The 15,658-nt window shown below is 67.9% G+C and carries 13 protein-coding genes; 8 read left to right on the top strand and 5 right to left on the bottom strand.

All coding sequences use genetic code 11. From position 1 onward, the window contains the following. Window positions 1-175: 175 nt before the first annotated feature. Entirely contained in the window at window positions 176-2,392 is a 2,217-nt protein-coding gene (locus tag AC5P5W_RS01750; RefSeq protein ID WP_049441522.1) for a TonB-dependent receptor, read from the bottom strand. Window positions 2,393-2,527: 135 nt separating this feature from the next. On the opposite strand from AC5P5W_RS01750, the gene AC5P5W_RS01755 reads away from it, so the two are divergent. Then, a complete protein-coding gene (locus AC5P5W_RS01755) occupies window positions 2,528-2,941 on the top strand; it encodes a MerC domain-containing protein (RefSeq protein ID WP_008264835.1) in 414 nt (137 codons plus the stop codon). A gap of 110 nt (window positions 2,942-3,051) precedes the next feature. After that, a complete protein-coding gene (locus tag AC5P5W_RS01760) occupies window positions 3,052-3,231 on the top strand; it encodes a 30S ribosomal protein THX (protein WP_004150462.1) in 180 nt (59 codons plus the stop codon). Between the two features lie 130 nt (window positions 3,232-3,361). Here AC5P5W_RS01760 and AC5P5W_RS01765 read toward each other — a convergent pair whose 3' ends face one another. From AC5P5W_RS01765 to AC5P5W_RS01775, 3 genes are all read right to left on the bottom strand, one after another. Then, complete coding sequence (locus AC5P5W_RS01765) at window positions 3,362-4,612, bottom strand: alkaline phosphatase family protein (protein ID WP_046429675.1); 1,251 nt, start codon at window positions 4,610-4,612, stop codon at window positions 3,362-3,364. A 104-nt stretch (window positions 4,613-4,716) separates the two neighbouring features. Then, window positions 4,717-5,208, bottom strand: coding sequence for a methylated-DNA--[protein]-cysteine S-methyltransferase (locus tag AC5P5W_RS01770; RefSeq protein WP_005408696.1), 492 nt, complete (start codon window positions 5,206-5,208; stop codon window positions 4,717-4,719). Then, window positions 5,205-6,683 (bottom strand): DNA-3-methyladenine glycosylase 2 family protein, encoded by a 1,479-nt coding sequence (locus AC5P5W_RS01775; RefSeq protein ID WP_014646458.1) that lies wholly within the window; start codon window positions 6,681-6,683, stop codon window positions 5,205-5,207. The genes AC5P5W_RS01770 and AC5P5W_RS01775 overlap by 4 nt, the downstream gene beginning before the upstream one ends. 469 nt (window positions 6,684-7,152) lie before the next feature. Here AC5P5W_RS01775 and AC5P5W_RS01780 point away from each other — a divergent pair, with 469 nt between their 5' ends. The 4 genes from AC5P5W_RS01780 (at window position 7,153) to ubiM (ending at window position 10,579) form a co-directional block, all read left to right on the top strand. After that, the gene (locus AC5P5W_RS01780; RefSeq protein ID WP_041863185.1) at window positions 7,153-8,316 is read left to right on the top strand and encodes a COG3904 family protein; all 1,164 of its coding nucleotides are present in this window, start codon (window positions 7,153-7,155) and stop codon (window positions 8,314-8,316) included. A 58-nt stretch (window positions 8,317-8,374) separates the two neighbouring features. Next, window positions 8,375-8,920, top strand: coding sequence for a DUF4019 domain-containing protein (locus tag AC5P5W_RS01785; protein ID WP_046429681.1), 546 nt, complete (start codon window positions 8,375-8,377; stop codon window positions 8,918-8,920). Window positions 8,921-8,931: 11 nt separating this feature from the next. Further along, window positions 8,932-9,321: an MAPEG family protein gene (locus tag AC5P5W_RS01790; protein ID WP_197574151.1), complete on the top strand. Its 390-nt coding sequence runs from the start codon at window positions 8,932-8,934 to the stop codon at window positions 9,319-9,321. A gap of 79 nt (window positions 9,322-9,400) precedes the next feature. Then, window positions 9,401-10,579 carry a 5-demethoxyubiquinol-8 5-hydroxylase UbiM gene (ubiM, locus tag AC5P5W_RS01795; RefSeq protein ID WP_049407006.1) on the top strand — a complete coding sequence of 393 codons (1,179 nt, stop codon included), beginning with the start codon at window positions 9,401-9,403 and terminating at the stop codon, window positions 10,577-10,579. Between the two features lie 11 nt (window positions 10,580-10,590). Here the strand turns inward: ubiM and AC5P5W_RS01800 are convergent, their stop codons facing one another. Further along, window positions 10,591-10,812 carry an RNA-binding S4 domain-containing protein gene (locus AC5P5W_RS01800; protein WP_014036469.1) on the bottom strand — a complete coding sequence of 74 codons (222 nt, stop codon included), beginning with the start codon at window positions 10,810-10,812 and terminating at the stop codon, window positions 10,591-10,593. A gap of 266 nt (window positions 10,813-11,078) precedes the next feature. On the opposite strand from AC5P5W_RS01800, the gene AC5P5W_RS01805 reads away from it, so the two are divergent. Together AC5P5W_RS01805 and AC5P5W_RS01810 are read left to right on the top strand one after the other, a co-directional pair. After that, window positions 11,079-13,016, top strand: coding sequence for a DEAD/DEAH box helicase (locus tag AC5P5W_RS01805; RefSeq protein WP_046429684.1), 1,938 nt, complete (start codon window positions 11,079-11,081; stop codon window positions 13,014-13,016). A gap of 218 nt (window positions 13,017-13,234) precedes the next feature. Continuing rightward, complete coding sequence (locus AC5P5W_RS01810; protein ID WP_164076970.1) at window positions 13,235-15,658, top strand: EAL domain-containing protein; 2,424 nt, start codon at window positions 13,235-13,237, stop codon at window positions 15,656-15,658.

A 15,658-nucleotide genomic window follows, 5' to 3' on the forward strand; every position in this document is an offset into this window, starting at 1 on the left:
CCGATTGGCGAGACTTTGAGTGACGGGATTGTCCGGTTGTTGTCGTACGCACACCTTTGTGACGGATGCGTGATGGCGTGGGACGAAATGAAAACGGGGGCCCGAAGGCCCCCGTGGAATGGGGTGGGGCCAGAGCCCTTTCCTTCGGAAAGGGATCCGACCCCGCCGTGCGCGATCAGAAGAACGCGCGGATCCCGAATGCGACACCACGGCCTGGCAGCGGCGAGTAGTCGCGCAGCAGCGAGGTATGCGGGCGCACTTCGCGGTTGGTCAGGTTGCTGCCATCCAGGAACACCTCGTAGCTGTTGCCCGCGTTGCGATCCCAACGGTAGGCCAGGTGCGCGTCGACCAGCGTGTAGCCGTCGCTCGGGGCTTCGTTCTGGGCAACGTCCTTCTGGCGGCTGTAACGCACCGCACCGACCGAGGCGCGCCAGCCGTCCTTCGACCAGCGCAGGTCGGCACCCACGCGGGCCGGGGCGATACGCGGCAGGTAGCCGGTGTTGGCCAGCTCCACGTTGTAATTGTGGTTGTGGTCGCCGTGCGGCACGGCGATGTCGAGGTTGCGGCTGCCGCTGCCATCCAGCTTGGCCTTCACATAGTCACCGAACAGGCGCAGATCCCAGTCACCGGCGCCACCCTCGAACAGGTGCACCAGCGCTTCGGCCTCGGCGCCGCGGAACACCGCGTCCTGCTGGGTCCAGGCGCGGACCGGCAGGCCTTCGGTAACACCGGTGTCGGCGAGGTAGATGAAGTCCTTGAACTTCGTCTGGTAGACCGACGCGGAGAAGTCCAGGCGATCGCTGTGGGTATGGATGCCCAGTTCGACGCGCTGGCCGCGCTCGGTTTTCAGGTTGGCGTCGCCGATCTCCAGCGAGCGGGTGGCGATGTGCGCGCCGGCGGCGTACAGCTCTTCGTTGGTGGGTGCACGCTCTGAGCTGTCCACGCCGATGCGCAGGTCAACGGCATCGTTGAGCTTCCAGATACCGGCGGCAGACAGGTTGGTGGCACCGAACGTGCGGCGACGGTAGTCACCGGTCGGGTCCAGCTTGACCTGGTCGTGGCGGCCACCCAGTTCCAGCTTGAACGGGCCGAACTGCTTTTCCTGCAGCACGAACAGGCCGATGTTCCTGGTGCCGGTATCCGGTACGAACGCCTCTTCGCCCTTGGCGCCGAAATCGCTGTTGCCGAACTGCAGGCCGAACGCGCCGTCCCAGCCGCCGATCTGCTGCTGCACGGCTTCCAGGCGCGCTTCGATACCACGGTTGGTGAAGCGCGTCGACGGCGTGCCGGCCTCCAGCTCCACGTGCTCGTAGTCGGTGTAAGCCACGCGTGCGTTGATGTTCTTCAGGAACGAGACCGGGTTGTAGATGCCGGCCTTGGTCTCGAAGCGGTTCTGCACCATGTCGATGCGCACGTCATGCTCGTCGCCGCCTTCCTCTTCATCGCCGTGGTCGTGACCGTGGTCATGGCCGTGGTCATCACCATCGGCATGCACGTGCGCGCCATTGGGAATGCCGTAGTTGGTGCGATAGGTGCTGGCCGACACACCGAAGTAACCACCGTCGCCCAGCCACGTTGCGCCGACGCCGCCGGCGCGGGTGCGGATCGAACTGTTGTCCAGGCGGCCGCGGCGCGGTTCTTCGCCCTCGGCTGCATCGTGATCATGGTCGTGATCGTGATCGTGGTCATGGTGGTCTTCAAGGCTGTCGATCACCGCGTAGCCGGGAATGCGGTAGTCGTCGCCATTGCGCACCAGGCCATCCACGTGCAGCACGACGTTGCCGCTGACACCATCGAGGCGGAACATGCCGCTGCGCTCATTGTTCACCGAGTTGCCGCGCAGCTCGGCGCGGCCGCTGAGCGGGCGCTCCGGCAGTTCGCGCGCGATGCGGCCATCCACCACATTGACCGCACCACCGATGGCGCCGCTGCCGAACAGCAGCGTGGCCGGACCCTTCAGCACTTCGATCTGGTCGGCCAGGAACGGCTCGATGCTGGTGGCATGGTCGGCGCTGACCGTGGAGGCGTCCATGTTGCCCATGCCGTTGGACAGCACGGCAACGCGCGGGCCTTCCTGGCCGCGGATGATCGGGCGGCCGACGCCGGGGCCGAAGAAGGTGCTCTGTACGCCCGGCAGCTTGGCCACGGTATCGCCCAGGGTGCCGGCCTTCTGCTCGTCCAGGCGCTCACCGGCCAGCACGTCCACCGGGCGCGCCAGGGATTCGGCATCGCCCTGCAGCGGCGACGCGGTGACCTGTACCGAGGAGAGTTCGGTCAGGTGGCGGTCACGGTGGGAGGTGTCCTGGCCGGCTGCAAAGGCGACGGACGGCAACAGGGCGGCGAGGGCCAGGGCCAGGGAATGCGGCTTGAGCCGAGGGGTGTGGGCGGGCATGGGCAGGTCCTTTGTTACAATGTATCAATCGCAGGGCGCACGAATCCCGTCGAGGGGACAGGGGAGGGAAAACCGTGCGGTTCGGAGAGGGATGTTATATTATTCCATAACGATTCGCCGACCCTGCTGGAAGTCATGTCCCTGTCCTCACGCCTGCGCCACCTGCTCGACCGTTTCGGTGCCACTGGTTCGATGCTGTGCGCAGTGCATTGCGCGGTGATCCCCGTGCTGCTGGCGGCGGCGCCGTCGCTGGGCCTGTCGTTCTGGCTGAGCGATGGCGTGGAACAGGCGCTGGTGGTGTTCGTGACCCTGCTCGGGCTGTTCAGCCTGGTCTGGGGCTATCGCCGCCACGGTGCGCTGCGTGCGCTCGGCTTCCTGATCCCCGGCCTGGTCGCGCTGTGGGCCGGCGTGCTGTACGACCCGCTGCACCACAATGCGGTGCCGCATGCGGTGGTGATGACCATCGGCGGCCTGCTGGTGGGCGTTGCCCACCTGGTCAACCTGCGCCTCAACCACGGCCACGTGCACGACGCAAGCTGCGCGCACTAGGCACGCCGTGATAGGATTTCCGATCGTGCGCGGGGGCGCCCAGCAAGGCGGCCCCGCCGAACCCGTGTCAGTACGGGGTAACCAGATTTCACACTTGAGGAGTTGAAGACATGGGTAAGGGTGACCGCAAGACCGCCAAGGGCAAGCGCTACAACGCCAGCTACGGCAACGCCCGTTCGCACACCGCGAGCAAGGTCGCCGTAGGCGCCGCCGCCCCGGTTGCCAAGAAGACCGTGGCCAAGGCTCCGGCGAAGAAGGCCGTGGCGAAGAAGGCCGTCGCCAAGGCCTGATCAGGCCGACCGACCGGTCCAAGGAAAACGCGGCGCCTGGCGCCGCGTTTTTTTATGCACGTTCCTGCAGGGCCGAGCCCATGTTCGGCTGGCGTAATGCAGCCGAGCATGGGCTCGCTCTACAGGGAATTCAGCGCAGGGTCTGCTTCAGCGTTTCCGGATTGCCATCGTTCGGCGCGGCCGGCACCTGCAGCAGGTGGGCCAGCAGCGGGTAGACGTCGACATTGTCGAAGCCGTCGATCACCAGGCCCTGGCGGAACGAGGGGCCGCTGGCCACGAACACTGCGCGCATGGAGGGCAGGGCGTTGTCGTAGCCGTGCGAGCCACGGTCCTGCTTCGCGCGCTTGGCGATCTTCTCGCGGTGCAGCGCATCCCAGCCTTCATCCATCGCACAGACGATGGCCGGAACCCGCGGATGCGTGCCGTAGTGCCAGCGCGCCGGCAGGTTCTCCTTCTTCCAGCACTCGTAGTGCGCATGGCGGCCGAGCAGGGCGCGTTCGGCCTCAGCCTCACGACCGGCCACTGGCGCGAAGCCCACCGACTGGCCCTGGCTGACGTTGCGCGCGATGGACGGGTCGGCCATCGATTCGGTGGCGATCACGTGGCCGTCGGCGACGCTGGCCATGCCGTGGTCGGACACCACGATCACATTGGTGGTGGCGGCCAGGCCGCGCTGCTGCAGGCCGTCGAGCACCTGGCCGACGATCAGGTCGGCGCGTGCGATGGCGTCGGCGTACTGCTTCGACCCGGGGCCGTAGTTGTGCCCGGCCTTGTCCACGTGCTCCATGTACAGCGTGGTCAGTCGCGGGGCATCGGCGTCGGTCTGTGCCAGCCAGTCGAGCACGATACCGGCACGCTGCTCCAGCGGTTCCTTGCCGTCGTAGATGCGCCACTGGCTGGGGCGCACACCACGGATTTCCGATTCACTGCCCGGCCACGACGTCGTGGCGGTGCGCACGCCGGCGTTCTCGGCGCCGACCCAGATCGGTTCACCGCCCCACCAGGCACTGGTGGTGACGGCCTCGCGGTTGCTCAGCTCGAAACGGCCCAGCGCTTCATCGTCCATGCTGTTGTTGACGATGCCATGGTGGTCCGGGCGCAGGCCGGTGACGATGGTGTAGTGGTTGGGAAACGTCAGGGAAGGATAGGACGGTGTCATCCAGCGGGCGCGCACGCCGCCGTCGATCATCCGCTGCAGGTTCGGGGTCAGCCCGCGGTCCAGCGCATCGGCGCGCAGGCCGTCGATGGAGATCAGCAGCAGCTTCGGCGGTGCGGCCGATGCGACGGACGTGGGAACGGAGGCGGTAGGGGCAGGCGCAGTGGTGCAGGCAGCCAATGGCAGCAGCAGCGCCAGCGAACAGGTCAGGCGTACGGAAGTCATCCGTGCATGATAAGCCGGTGCAATTACCGGCCCAAGACACGGCGCGCCAGGATCGCCCGGGGTCAGATCCCTTTTCCACGGGAAAAGGGATCTGACCCCGATGTTCAGGCGAACAGCGGGGCCTGGCGTTGTTCCAGCCGCAGCAGCGCGGCCTTGGTTTCCAGGCCACCGCCGAAACCGGTCAGTGCACCGTTGCTGCCGATCACGCGGTGGCAGGGCAGGATGATCGGCAACGGGTTGCGCCCGTTGGCCGCGCCCACCGCGCGGGTCGCGCTGGGCTGTCCCAGGTGTTGCGCCAGTTGCAGGTAGCTCCAGGTCTGGCCGAACGGAATCAGCGCCAGCGCCTGCCACACGCGCAGCTGGAACGGCGTACCACGCGGCGCCAGCACAAGGTCGAAGCTGTTGCGCTCGCCGTGCAGGAACTGCAGCAGCTGCTCGCGTGCTTCCGGCAAGGCATCCGGTGCGTAATGCCAGTCATCACGCCCGCGCGCGGGGTGGCGGTTCTCCGGGAACAGCACGTGTGACAGGCCACGCTCGTCGCCGGCGATGGTCAACACGCCGATCGGGCTGTCGAAACGATCGAACAACAGTGTCATGTCGGTTCTCCAACGAATGTGCCGGACAGGTGCCACAGGTGCAGCACGGCGTAGGCGCGCCAGGGACGCCACGGTTGCGAGCGCGCTTCGGTTGCGCGTTCGCTCAGGCGCTGGCCCTGCGCGTGGCCGAGGACCTGCTGCAGTACAAGATCGCCGGCCGGGAAGGCATCGGGCTGGCCGAGGCCACGCAAAGCGATGTACTGCGCGGTCCATGGGCCGATGCCGGGCAGTGCCACGCAGCGGGCAACAAACTCTTCCAGCGCCTGGCCGGGCCCGAAGTCGAGCTGGCCGCTGGCGCAGGCGGTGGCCAGTGCACGCACGGTCGCGGCGCGGCTGCGCGGCAGGCCGATTGATTCCAGAGGCGCCTCGGCCAATACCTCGGGTGCCGGGAACTGGCGATCAAAGTCGGACGACATGCCCGGCAGGTGCGCGCCATAGGCATCGACCAGCCGCCGCGCGAAGGTGGTGGCGGCGGCAACAGTAACCTGCTGGCCGAGCACGGCGCGCACGCCCACTTCGAAGCCATCCCAGCCGCCGGGCACGCGCAGCCCCGGGCGCTCGGCGATGCCGCGCGCCAGCAAGGGTTCCTCGCCCAATGCGGCGTGCACCTGCTGCAGGTCGGCATCCAGATCAAACACGCGACGCACGCGGCGCACGATGTCCGGGATCAGGCGCGGATCCACCGCACCCAGCTGCAGGCGCAGCTCCGGGCGCTTCGGGTCGGCAGTGACGCGCAGCAGGGTGGGGCGCTCCGGCGTGCCCAGCACGCGCTGGTAGCTGTCCTCGCCAATCAGTTCGATGCCGGGCAGGCTGCGCTTGCGCAGGAACGCCAGCATGCGCGGGAAGTCCAGCGGTGGACGGTAGCCCAGGCGCAGCACCAAGCCGCCATCGTCGGCGGCCAGCGGTTGATGCTGGCGGCGCAGTGCGGTGGGGGCCATGCCGCAGCCCTGCAGGAATGCGGTATTGAAGCGGCGCAGGCTGTTGTATCCGGCGGCCAGTGCGACGTCGGTCACCGCCAGCGTGGTCTCGGTCAGCAGTTGCTTGGCCAGCAGCAGGCGATGGGTGGCGTGGATCTGCCCGGGCGTCGCGCCCAGGCGTTCGACGAACAGGCGCTGCAGCTGGCGCGCGCTGAGGCCGAGCTTCGTAGCAAGATCGGCCACCGGCTGCTCCTGCAGGAAGCCGCCGTGGATCAGGGCCAGGGCGCGCTGTACGGTCTGCCCGGCCAGTGCCTGCTGGGCCTGTGGTGCCAGCTCCGGGCGGCAGCGCAGGCACGGGCGATAGCCGGCGGCGGCGGCAGCAGCGGCGGTCGGGTAGTAGGTGATGTTGCGCGGCTTCGGGGGCGGTGCGGGGCAGACCGGGCGGCAATAGATGCCGGTGCTGCGCACGGCGGTGAAGAACACGCCGTCGAAACGTGCGTCGCGGGCCAGGCGGGCGCGATCGCAGGCGGCGGTGTCGAGGGCGAGGGCGGTGTCCATGGCGGCAGTCTAGGCGGGTGCGGGCGGGGATACTCGCCACATTCGGACATGGATGCTGAAGGGGGTCACGCCGGGCTGCGCCCGGACCCGCGGTAGTGCCGGCCGCTGGCCAGCAACAGCAACAGCAGAAGCGGGATTCCTGTGGGATGGCGTGGTGGGTCCGGTGGCAGGGGACGCCGTGAACCCCCAGACCGGCCCAGCCGCTGGCGGCTGTGCGTTCGGGCGCTTGCGAAGCAGTGCTTCGCAAGCAAAGCGCCCTCACCCCTGGGGACTTGGTCGCGGCATCCATGCCGCTCGCACCCCTGCCACCGGACCCGCCACGCCTTCGACAGGTTCCTGAGGCGTTGGTAGGTGTCTACCTTGGTCGACACGCTTTCCCAAGGGTCAGAAGGGGTTCAGTGCCACGCGCTGAATGCGCGGCCTGGACGGGTAGACTGTGGCTCTTGGTCCCATGAATCCCGGTTGCCCGATGTCCGCCAAATTCCGCTGGTTGCCCCTGTTGTGCCTGGCCCTGGCGGGCTGCAGTCAGCTGGAGAATCCGGGCAACGTGACCGCTGCCGACAAGGCAGCGCGGGCGCCGGCCAGTGATGGCGAGAACATGGTTTCGATCAATGCCGCCGACGCGCCACCGGCACCGGCACCACCGCGCAGCCAGGCGGGTCGGCCGTGGCCGCAGGCGCAGCTGGAAAATGGGCGTGCGTGGGTCAGTTGCAGCACGGAATATGCGGGCGATGCCGGCGACGGTGCCGAACTGGAAGGGCTGCAGCGCGAGCAGATCACCCAGGCCCTGGCGCCGTGTGCCGAGCGTGGGCTGATGCGCGTGCGTTACGCCGGCAAGATCAATCCGGGCTTCGCCGAAATGATGTGGCGGTTGGCGGTCGTCGCTGACGAACTGAAGATCCACAAGCGCATCCTCGACCTGGACTCCAGTGGTGGCCAGGTGGAGTCGGCGATCGTGGCCGGTGACAGCATCGGTGAATCGGGCTGGACCATCTGGGTGCGCGAAGGCTCCATCTGCCACAGCGCCTGCGTGTTCGTGCTGGCTGCCGGTGACAACCGCCTGCTGTCGGGCAAGGTCGGCATCCACCGCATGATGCGGATCAGCTCCAAGGCCACCTCGCGCGCGGAACTCAACCGCGAGCTGCACGAGGTCTACGACAACGTGAAGGATTACCTGCAGCGCAATGGCGTGGCGGTGGGCGTGGCCGATCTGATGATGACCGTGCCCAACCGCAGCCTTCGCCTGCTGACGCCGGATGAGCTGCGCCAGTACGGCCTGGATGGCACCAACGCGGTGCAGGACGATCTGGAACGGATCAAGCAGATGCGCGCCTGCGGCGATGACTTCGTGCAGCGCAAGGACGCGTTCCTGATCGCCTTCGACCAGCAGTGCAAGCGCGACGGCGCCGACATGGAATCGATCAACAGCTGCGGCCAGGCCCTGAAGCAGCGCTTCGGTTTCCCGGATGCGGTATGCCCGGACGAAAGCCCGCTGTCGGAGATCGATGTGGCGACGCTGCCACCGGCACCGTCGGAGCCGCCGCCGGTGGCCGAGCAGCCGCCAGCGAACACCGCCGCGCCCGCCGCGCAAGCTGATGCGGCAGCGGTGGAGGGCAACGCTCCGGCACGCTGACGGCGTAGTCACCGCGCTGGCGTAGACTGCGGTTCTCTCCAGAAAACCGGCGGTGTCCATGAAGCGCGTGCTCCTGCTGCTGTCCCTGCTGCCCCTGACCGTGTTGGCGCAGGCCCCTGCGCCGGCCACGCCCGCACCGGCCCCGGCACGCCCGGCACCAGCCTCGCCGGCAGCTGCGAAGCCCGCTACCGCCGGTTCCCCTGCGTTGACCGCTGCTCAACAGGCGCAGGTGCAGAAACAGGACGCGGAAATGGGCGCCGCCGCAGTGAAGGCAGCGCAGCTGGTCGACGCCAACCGCGCCGGCGAATTGTGGGATGGCGCTTCGGCCGTCGCGCGTCGTGCGGTGCCGAAGGCCGCCTTCGTCAGCCAGTTGGCCGCCGAGCGCACGCGCCTGGGTGCGCTGGCCGGGCGTGGCCAGCCGACCATCACCCGGGTCAAGTACAGCGCCGGTGCAGCAGTGCCGGAAGGGCTGTACATCAACGTCAGCTTCCCGACCCGTTTCGCCAACAGCGCACAGCCGGTGCGCGAGCTGGTCTCGTTCCGTTTCGACGAGGACCAGGTGTGGCGCCTGGCCGGTTACAGCCTGCGCGCGTCGGCACCCTGAGGAGGTGAATGATGGCAACTGAACTGACGATGCTGGCCTGGTCGGTACTGCTGGGCTTCGTGTACATCTTCGCCACCTCCACGGTGGTCACCCGCGAGCGCGGGATTAAGTGGAATGCTTCGGCACGCGATGGCGATGCAAAGCCGCTCAGCCCGCTGGCCGGTCGCCTGCAGCGTGCGCAGGCCAACTTCCTGGAGACCTTCCCGTTCTTCGCCGCCGCCGCCATCGCAGTGGTCGTGGCCGGGCGCGGCAACGACACCACGGCGCTGGCCGCGCAGGCCTACTTCTGGGCGCGCGTGGTCTATCTGCCGCTGTATGCCGCGGGCGTGCCCTACGTGCGCAGCCTGGTGTGGCTGGTGTCGCTGTTGTCGATCCTGGCGCTGGTGTTCGCACTTCTGTAAGTCGGCCTGATCCAGATCAAGGCCGCTCAGGCGCGCGGCGCTATGCTGGCGCGGACTGGATCAACGGCAGGAGGCGCGCATGCGCAGGATGGACGTGGTGGTGGTCGGCGCCGGACCGGCAGGTCTGTGCTTCGCGCGCGCGCTGGCCGGCAGCGGGCTACAGGTCGGGCTGGTCGAAGTGCAGCCGCGCCAGGCGCTGGCCGAGGCCGCCTTTGATGGCCGTGAGATCGCGTTGACCCATGCCTCGCGGCAGAGCATGGAGCAGCTGGGGCTGTGGCAGCGCCTGCCGCACGCTGAAATTGCTGATCTGCGCGATGCCAGGGTGATGAACGGCGGCTCGCCGTTCGCGCTGACCTTCGCCAGCAGCCAGGTCGACGGCCAGCCGCTGGGCTGGCTGGTACCCAACCATCTGATCCGTCGCGCCGCGTGGGATGCCGTGCAGGGCCAGGACGGCCTGGAGCTGTTCGACGGGCGCAAGGTGCTGGGCGTGCAGGCCGATGCGCAAGGCCACGTGGTCAAACTCGATGACGGCAGCCAACTGCATGCGCGGCTGCTGGTGGCCGCTGACAGCCGCTTCTCCGCCACCCGCCGCATGCTCGGCATCGGTGCGCAGATGCGCGACTTCGGCAAGTCGATGCTGGTGTGCCGCATGCAGGTCGAGCGCGACCATCACCACACCGCCTGGGAGTGGTTCGGCTACGGCCGCACGATGGCGCTGCTGCCGCTCAACGAGGGCCAGGCATCGGCGGTGATCACGCTGCCGCCGCGGCAGATCGAGGCGCTGCTGGCGATGGACGAGGTAGCCTTCGGTGAGGCCATCAGTGCCTGCTTCGAACACCGCCTGGGCCGGATGCAGCCGGTGGCCACGCCGCAGGCGTATCCGCTGGTGGGTGTGTACGCGGATCGCTTCGTCGGCGAGCGTTCTGCGCTGATCGGTGATGCCGCGGTGGGCATGCATCCGGTCACCGCGCATGGCTTCAACCTGGGCCTGGCCAGCGCACAGCGGTTGGCGCAGGGCATCGTCGCGCAGCAGCGCCGTGGTGCCGACATTGCCGCCGCCGGCATGCTGGCCAGTTACCAGCGTGGTCATCGGCTGGCGTCGCGGCCGCTGTACGAGGCCACCAATGCGATCGCCAGCCTGTACACCGACGACCGTCGCCCGGCGCGCCTGCTGCGTGCGGCCGGCCTGCGCCTGGCGCAGGGCGTGGCACCGTTCAGGCAGCTGATTGCCTCGCACCTGACCCAGCGCGTGGCCTGAACAGCTTCAGATCAGCCTGCAGCCAGCACCCGGATCTGGCTGTCGGCGAATTCGACCACCTGGCCTGCGCGGATCTTGCAGGCCTTGCGCAGTTCCACTTCGCCGTCGACCCGTACCTGGCCCTCGCTGATGACCATCTTGGCCTCGCCGCCACTGGTGACCAGATCGGCCAGCTTGAGCAGCTGCTTGAGTTCGACGTAGTCACCGTCGAGGTCGAATTCTAGAATCTGCATGGAGCGGGGTTCCTGGGAAGAGGGCGCAGGCCAGCGGCCGGGCCGGGAAGAGGGCGCGTATTGTGCGCCAGCACGGGCCCGACGGCATCTGTGAGGAAAGCTGTATGCCTCGTTCAGCATCAATGCGGTATCATTCCGCTCTGAGCGAGTGAAATCTCCTCCGACCGAGCAGCGCCAGGGCACGCGATAAGAAGGGCGCCCAAAGCGCGGACCATCACCTTTTTTATCGCACTGCCAGGAAGACGGCAGTGCCTTCGGAGTTCCCCATGTCCCAAGATTCCCAAGCGCCGCTGCAGTTTGCGCAGCTCGGCCTGTCCGAGCCCGTGATGCAGGCCGTCACCGCCATCGGCTACGAAACCCCGTCGCCGATCCAGGCCGCCACCATCCCGGCGATGCTGGAAGGCCGCGACGTGCTGGGCCAGGCCCAGACCGGTACCGGCAAGACCGCTGCCTTTGCACTGCCAGTACTGTCCAACATCGACCTGCAGCAGATCAAGCCCCAGGCCCTGATCCTGGCGCCGACCCGCGAACTGGCCATCCAGGTTGCCGAGGCGTTCCAGTCCTATTCGTCGAAGATCCCCGGCTTCCGCGTGCTGCCGGTGTACGGCGGCCAGCCCTACGGCCAGCAGCTGTCGGCCCTGCGCCGCGGCGTGCATATCGTGGTCGGTACCCCCGGCCGCGTGATCGATCACCTGGACCGCAGCACCCTGGACCTGTCCGAGCTGAAGACGCTGGTGCTGGACGAAGCCGATGAAATGCTGCGCATGGGCTTCATCGACGACGTCGAAGCGGTGCTGAAGAAGCTGCCGGAGCAGCGCCAGGTGGCCCTGTTCTCGGCCACCATGCCGCCGCAGATCCGCCGCATCGCGCAGACCTACCTGCAGGACCCGGTGGAAGTGACCATCGCGGCCAAGACCACTACTTCGGCCAACATCCGCCAGCGTTACTGGTGGGTGAGCGGCATGCACAAGCTGGACGCGCTGACCCGCATCCTGGAAGTCGAGCCGTTCGACGCGATGATCATCTTCGCGCGGACCAAGGCCGGCACCGAAGAACTGGCCAGCAAGCTGCAGGCGCGTGGCCTGGCCGCTGCCGCCATCAACGGTGACATGCAGCAGGCCCAGCGTGAGCGGACCATCGCCATGCTGAAGGAAGGCAAGCTGGACATCCTGGTCGCCACCGACGTGGCCGCGCGCGGCCTGGACGTGGAGCGGATCAGCCACGTGCTGAACTACGACATCCCGTACGACACCGAAAGCTACGTGCACCGCATCGGCCGTACCGGTCGTGCCGGCCGCAGCGGCGAGGCGATCCTGTTCGCCACCCCGCGCGAGAAGGGCATGCTGCGCCAGATCGAGCGCGCCACCCGCCAGCCGATCGAAGAGATGCAGCTGCCGAGCGTGGAAGCGGTCAACGACACCCGCATCAACAAGTTCACCTCGCGCATCAGCGAAACCCTCGGCGCCGGTGGCCTGGACTTCTACCGCCAGCTGCTGGAGCGCTTCGAGAACGAGCAGAACGTGCCGGCCATCGAGATCGCTGCCGCGCTGGCCAAGCTGCTGCAGGGCGATACCCCGTTCCTGCTGCAGCCGCCGGTGCGTGCCCCGCGCGAAGAGCGCGCACCGCGCGAGCGCTTCGACCGTGGTGACCGCCCGGAACGTGGTGATCGCTTCGACCGCAACGAACGGGGTCCGCGCTTCGAGCGTGGCCCGCGCCGTGACGACGCCGAAGGTGGTTTTGAACAGCGTCCGCGCCGTGAGGTTCCGCCGCGTGGTGCACCGGAGCAGGGCATGGAGACCTACCGTATTTCGGTCGGTCACCAGCATGGCGTGAAGCCGGCCAACATCGTCGGCGCCATTGCCAACGAAGCCGGCCTGGAAAGCCGCTTCATCGGCCGCATCGACATCCACGACGACTTCTCGCTGCTGGACCTGCCGGCACAGATGCCGCCGGACGTGCTGTCGCACCTGCAGAAGGTCTGGGTGTCCGGCCAGCAGCTGCAGATGCGTGCGCTGGCTCCGGGTGAAGACACCAACCCGGCCCCGCGCCCGTTCAAGCCGCGCTTCGACAAGCGTGGCCCGGGCGGTCCGGGTGGCCCGCGTCGTGGCGGCCCGGGCGGCCATGGTGGCGACCGCGGCGGTGACCGCGACAGTCGCCCGCCGCGTCGTGACGGCTTCAAGCCGCGCGGCCCGCGCAGCTTCTAAGCCGCACCCGCAGCCGTCCACACCACCGCCAGCCCCCGGGCTGGCGGACAGAAAAAGGGGACGGAGGGGATTAAGTCGTATCTGGCTGGTCATGCGCCTGTGCCAAGAACGACTTAATCCCCTCCGTCCCCTTTTTCGCATGGCCCACACATTGCCGGTCCTAGGCTGGGCCGGTTCCTAAGGAGGTTGTCACCGCAGCACATTCAGGGGGATCCGGGATGGGTAGGAGTGGCACGGACCAACACAGCCGGCGGGTGCCGATGACCCGGGGGCTGGGACTGCGATTTGCGCTGTTGACCGGCATGGCGATCGGACTGGTCGCACTGTCCGCCCTGATCCAGGAACTGCAGGCGGCCTCTACTGCCTGGATCGCCGGCCAGGGCTACTGGTCGCGTGGCCAGCAGGATGCCACCGCCGCACTCAGTCGCTACCTGGCGCGTGGCGATGCCGAGGACCTGGACGACGCACGCCAGGCCCTGCAGGTGCCGTTGGGCGATCTGCAGGCGCGACTGGCGCTGGAACAGGCCGAACCGGACGAGGAGAAGGCCAGGCAGGGCTTCCTGCAGGGCGGCAATGCGCGTGCCGACATCCCACGCCTGGTGTTCTCGTTCCGCTACGCGCGCGACATCGGTGCATTCCGCGAAGCGAGCGCGTTGTGGCGGCAGACCGATGGCGACCTGATGGCGCTGCAGCAACTGATCGATGAACTGCAGCTGCGGCACGACGGCAACCTGGTGCCCGTTGCCGCACGCGACCGCTACCTGCAGCAGCTGCGTGACCTGGACCAGCGGATGAAGGTGCAGAGCCAGGCGTTCTCGCAGGCGCTGCTGCGGATGGCGACGCTGGTGAGGCTGGCCACGTTGATGGTGGCGGGCCTCTCGGTGCTGGCGATCAGCCTGATGGCGGTCGCCCTGGCGCGCCGCGTCGGCAAGGACCTGACCGAACACGAGAGCCGTTTCCGCGCGGCGTTCTACCAGGCCAACGTCGGCATGCTCAAGCTCGATGCCGAAGGCAAGGTGATCGAGGCCAACCAGGCGATGGCCGATATCCTCGACCATCGTCGTGACATGCTGCTGCAGCTGTCGCTGGGCGACCTGCTGATGGACGGCGAGCTGGTCATCGATGGGGTGGGCCGCATCGATTGGGACCGCCAGCTGCGCCCGAGCGAACTGCGCTTCCGCCGTCGCGATGGCAGCCTTGTCTGGGGCCGCTGGAGCGGCACCGGCGTGCGCAGCACCGGCGGTGGCCTGTCGGTGTTCGCCATCATCGAAGACGTCAGCCAGAACCATGCACTGGCGCGCGAGATCGAGCACCACGCCAGCCACGACCCGCTGACCGGCCTGATCAATCGCCGCGAGATCGAACGGCTGCTGGAACGCGCGCTGCTGCAGGTGCGCAGCGAAGGTGGCACGCACGCGCTGTGCTACATCAACCTGGACCATTTCAAGCTGGTCAACGACAGCTTCGGTCACGCCGCTGGCGACCAGATGCTGCGCAGCTTCGCCGACTACCTGGTGGCGGCGGTGCGCGATGGTGACTGGGTGGGCCGGCTGGGCGCGGACGAGTTCGCCGTGTTCCTGGCCCATGCCGGGCAGGACGAGGCCAAGCGCGTGCTGCAGCGGGTAATCCGCAACCTGGGGCAGGCGACGTTCCCGGTCAGCGAAGGCAGCCCGCAGCTGAGCTGCAGCATCGGCGTGGTCGAGGTCAGCGCCGATGCGCCGGATGTGAACTGGCTGATGAGCGCCGCCGACAGCGCGTGCTATGCGGCCAAGCAGGCCGGCCGCAACCGCGTGCACTGCTTCAACGAGAACCGCATGGCGCTGGAGGAACGGCGTCAGGAAGCCGAGCGGCTGCAGGGCGTCAGCCTGGCCATGGCCGAAAACCGCATGGTGTTGTATGCGCAGCGCATCGCCCGCGTCGGCGATCCCTCCTACCTGCACTACGAGGTACTGGTGCGCATGCGTGGCAGCGATGGCAGCCTGCACCTGCCGGGCCAGTTCATGCCGGCGGTGGAGCGCTATGGCATGGCCGTGGCGCTGGACCGGCACGTGCTTGGCCTGCTGTTCAGGCACCTGCAGGTGTGCCCGGCACACGTGCGGCAGCTGGGCCTGTGCAATGTCAACGTCTCGGCGCAGTCGATCGCCGAGCCCGGCTTCCTCGCCTTCGTCTGCGACCTGCTGGAGCGCAACCGCGCGCTGGCCTCCAAGCTGTGCTTCGAGATCACCGAGACCGCTGCGATCAGCAACCTCAGCCAGGCGCGTGCCTTCATCGATGCAGTGAAGGCGCGTGGCTGCCGGATGGCGCTGGACGATTTCGGTTCCGGGCTGTCCTCGTTCGGCTACCTGCGCCAGCTGCCGGCCGACATCCTGAAAATCGACGGGGCCTTCGTGCGCGACATGGATACCGATCCGGTCAGTCATGCCACCGTGCGCGCGATCAGTGAACTGGGGCGCGAGCTGCAGATGGAGGTGGTGGCCGAATGGGTGGAGACTGCCGACGTCGCCGCCGCGCTGACCCGGCTTGGGGTGCAGGGCCTGCAGGGTTATGCGGTCGAGCGGCCGCAACCGCTGGAGCGGATGACCCTGGCCGACCTGCGGCCGGTGCGCCTGGTGGCGGTGAAAAGTCCGCCCGCCGCTGGCTGA

The sequence above is a fragment of the Stenotrophomonas sp. YJH_SMC_123 genome, assembly GCF_059368215.1.

Coding starts and splice junctions, on each gene's coding strand:
- AC5P5W_RS01750 (WP_049441522.1), bottom strand. CDS start 2,392: ATGCCCGCCCACACCCCTCGGCTCAAGCCGCATTCCCTGGCCCTGGCC.
- AC5P5W_RS01755 (WP_008264835.1), top strand. CDS start 2,528: ATGTCCCTGTCCTCACGCCTGCGCCACCTGCTCGACCGTTTCGGTGCC.
- AC5P5W_RS01760 (WP_004150462.1), top strand. CDS start 3,052: ATGGGTAAGGGTGACCGCAAGACCGCCAAGGGCAAGCGCTACAACGCC.
- AC5P5W_RS01765 (WP_046429675.1), bottom strand. CDS start 4,612: ATGACTTCCGTACGCCTGACCTGTTCGCTGGCGCTGCTGCTGCCATTG.
- AC5P5W_RS01770 (WP_005408696.1), bottom strand. CDS start 5,208: ATGACACTGTTGTTCGATCGTTTCGACAGCCCGATCGGCGTGTTGACC.
- AC5P5W_RS01775 (WP_014646458.1), bottom strand. CDS start 6,683: ATGGACACCGCCCTCGCCCTCGACACCGCCGCCTGCGATCGCGCCCGC.
- AC5P5W_RS01780 (WP_041863185.1), top strand. CDS start 7,153: ATGTCCGCCAAATTCCGCTGGTTGCCCCTGTTGTGCCTGGCCCTGGCG.
- AC5P5W_RS01785 (WP_046429681.1), top strand. CDS start 8,375: ATGAAGCGCGTGCTCCTGCTGCTGTCCCTGCTGCCCCTGACCGTGTTG.
- AC5P5W_RS01790 (WP_197574151.1), top strand. CDS start 8,932: ATGGCAACTGAACTGACGATGCTGGCCTGGTCGGTACTGCTGGGCTTC.
- ubiM (WP_049407006.1), top strand. CDS start 9,401: ATGCGCAGGATGGACGTGGTGGTGGTCGGCGCCGGACCGGCAGGTCTG.
- AC5P5W_RS01800 (WP_014036469.1), bottom strand. CDS start 10,812: ATGCAGATTCTAGAATTCGACCTCGACGGTGACTACGTCGAACTCAAG.
- AC5P5W_RS01805 (WP_046429684.1), top strand. CDS start 11,079: ATGTCCCAAGATTCCCAAGCGCCGCTGCAGTTTGCGCAGCTCGGCCTG.
- AC5P5W_RS01810 (WP_164076970.1), top strand. CDS start 13,235: ATGGGTAGGAGTGGCACGGACCAACACAGCCGGCGGGTGCCGATGACC.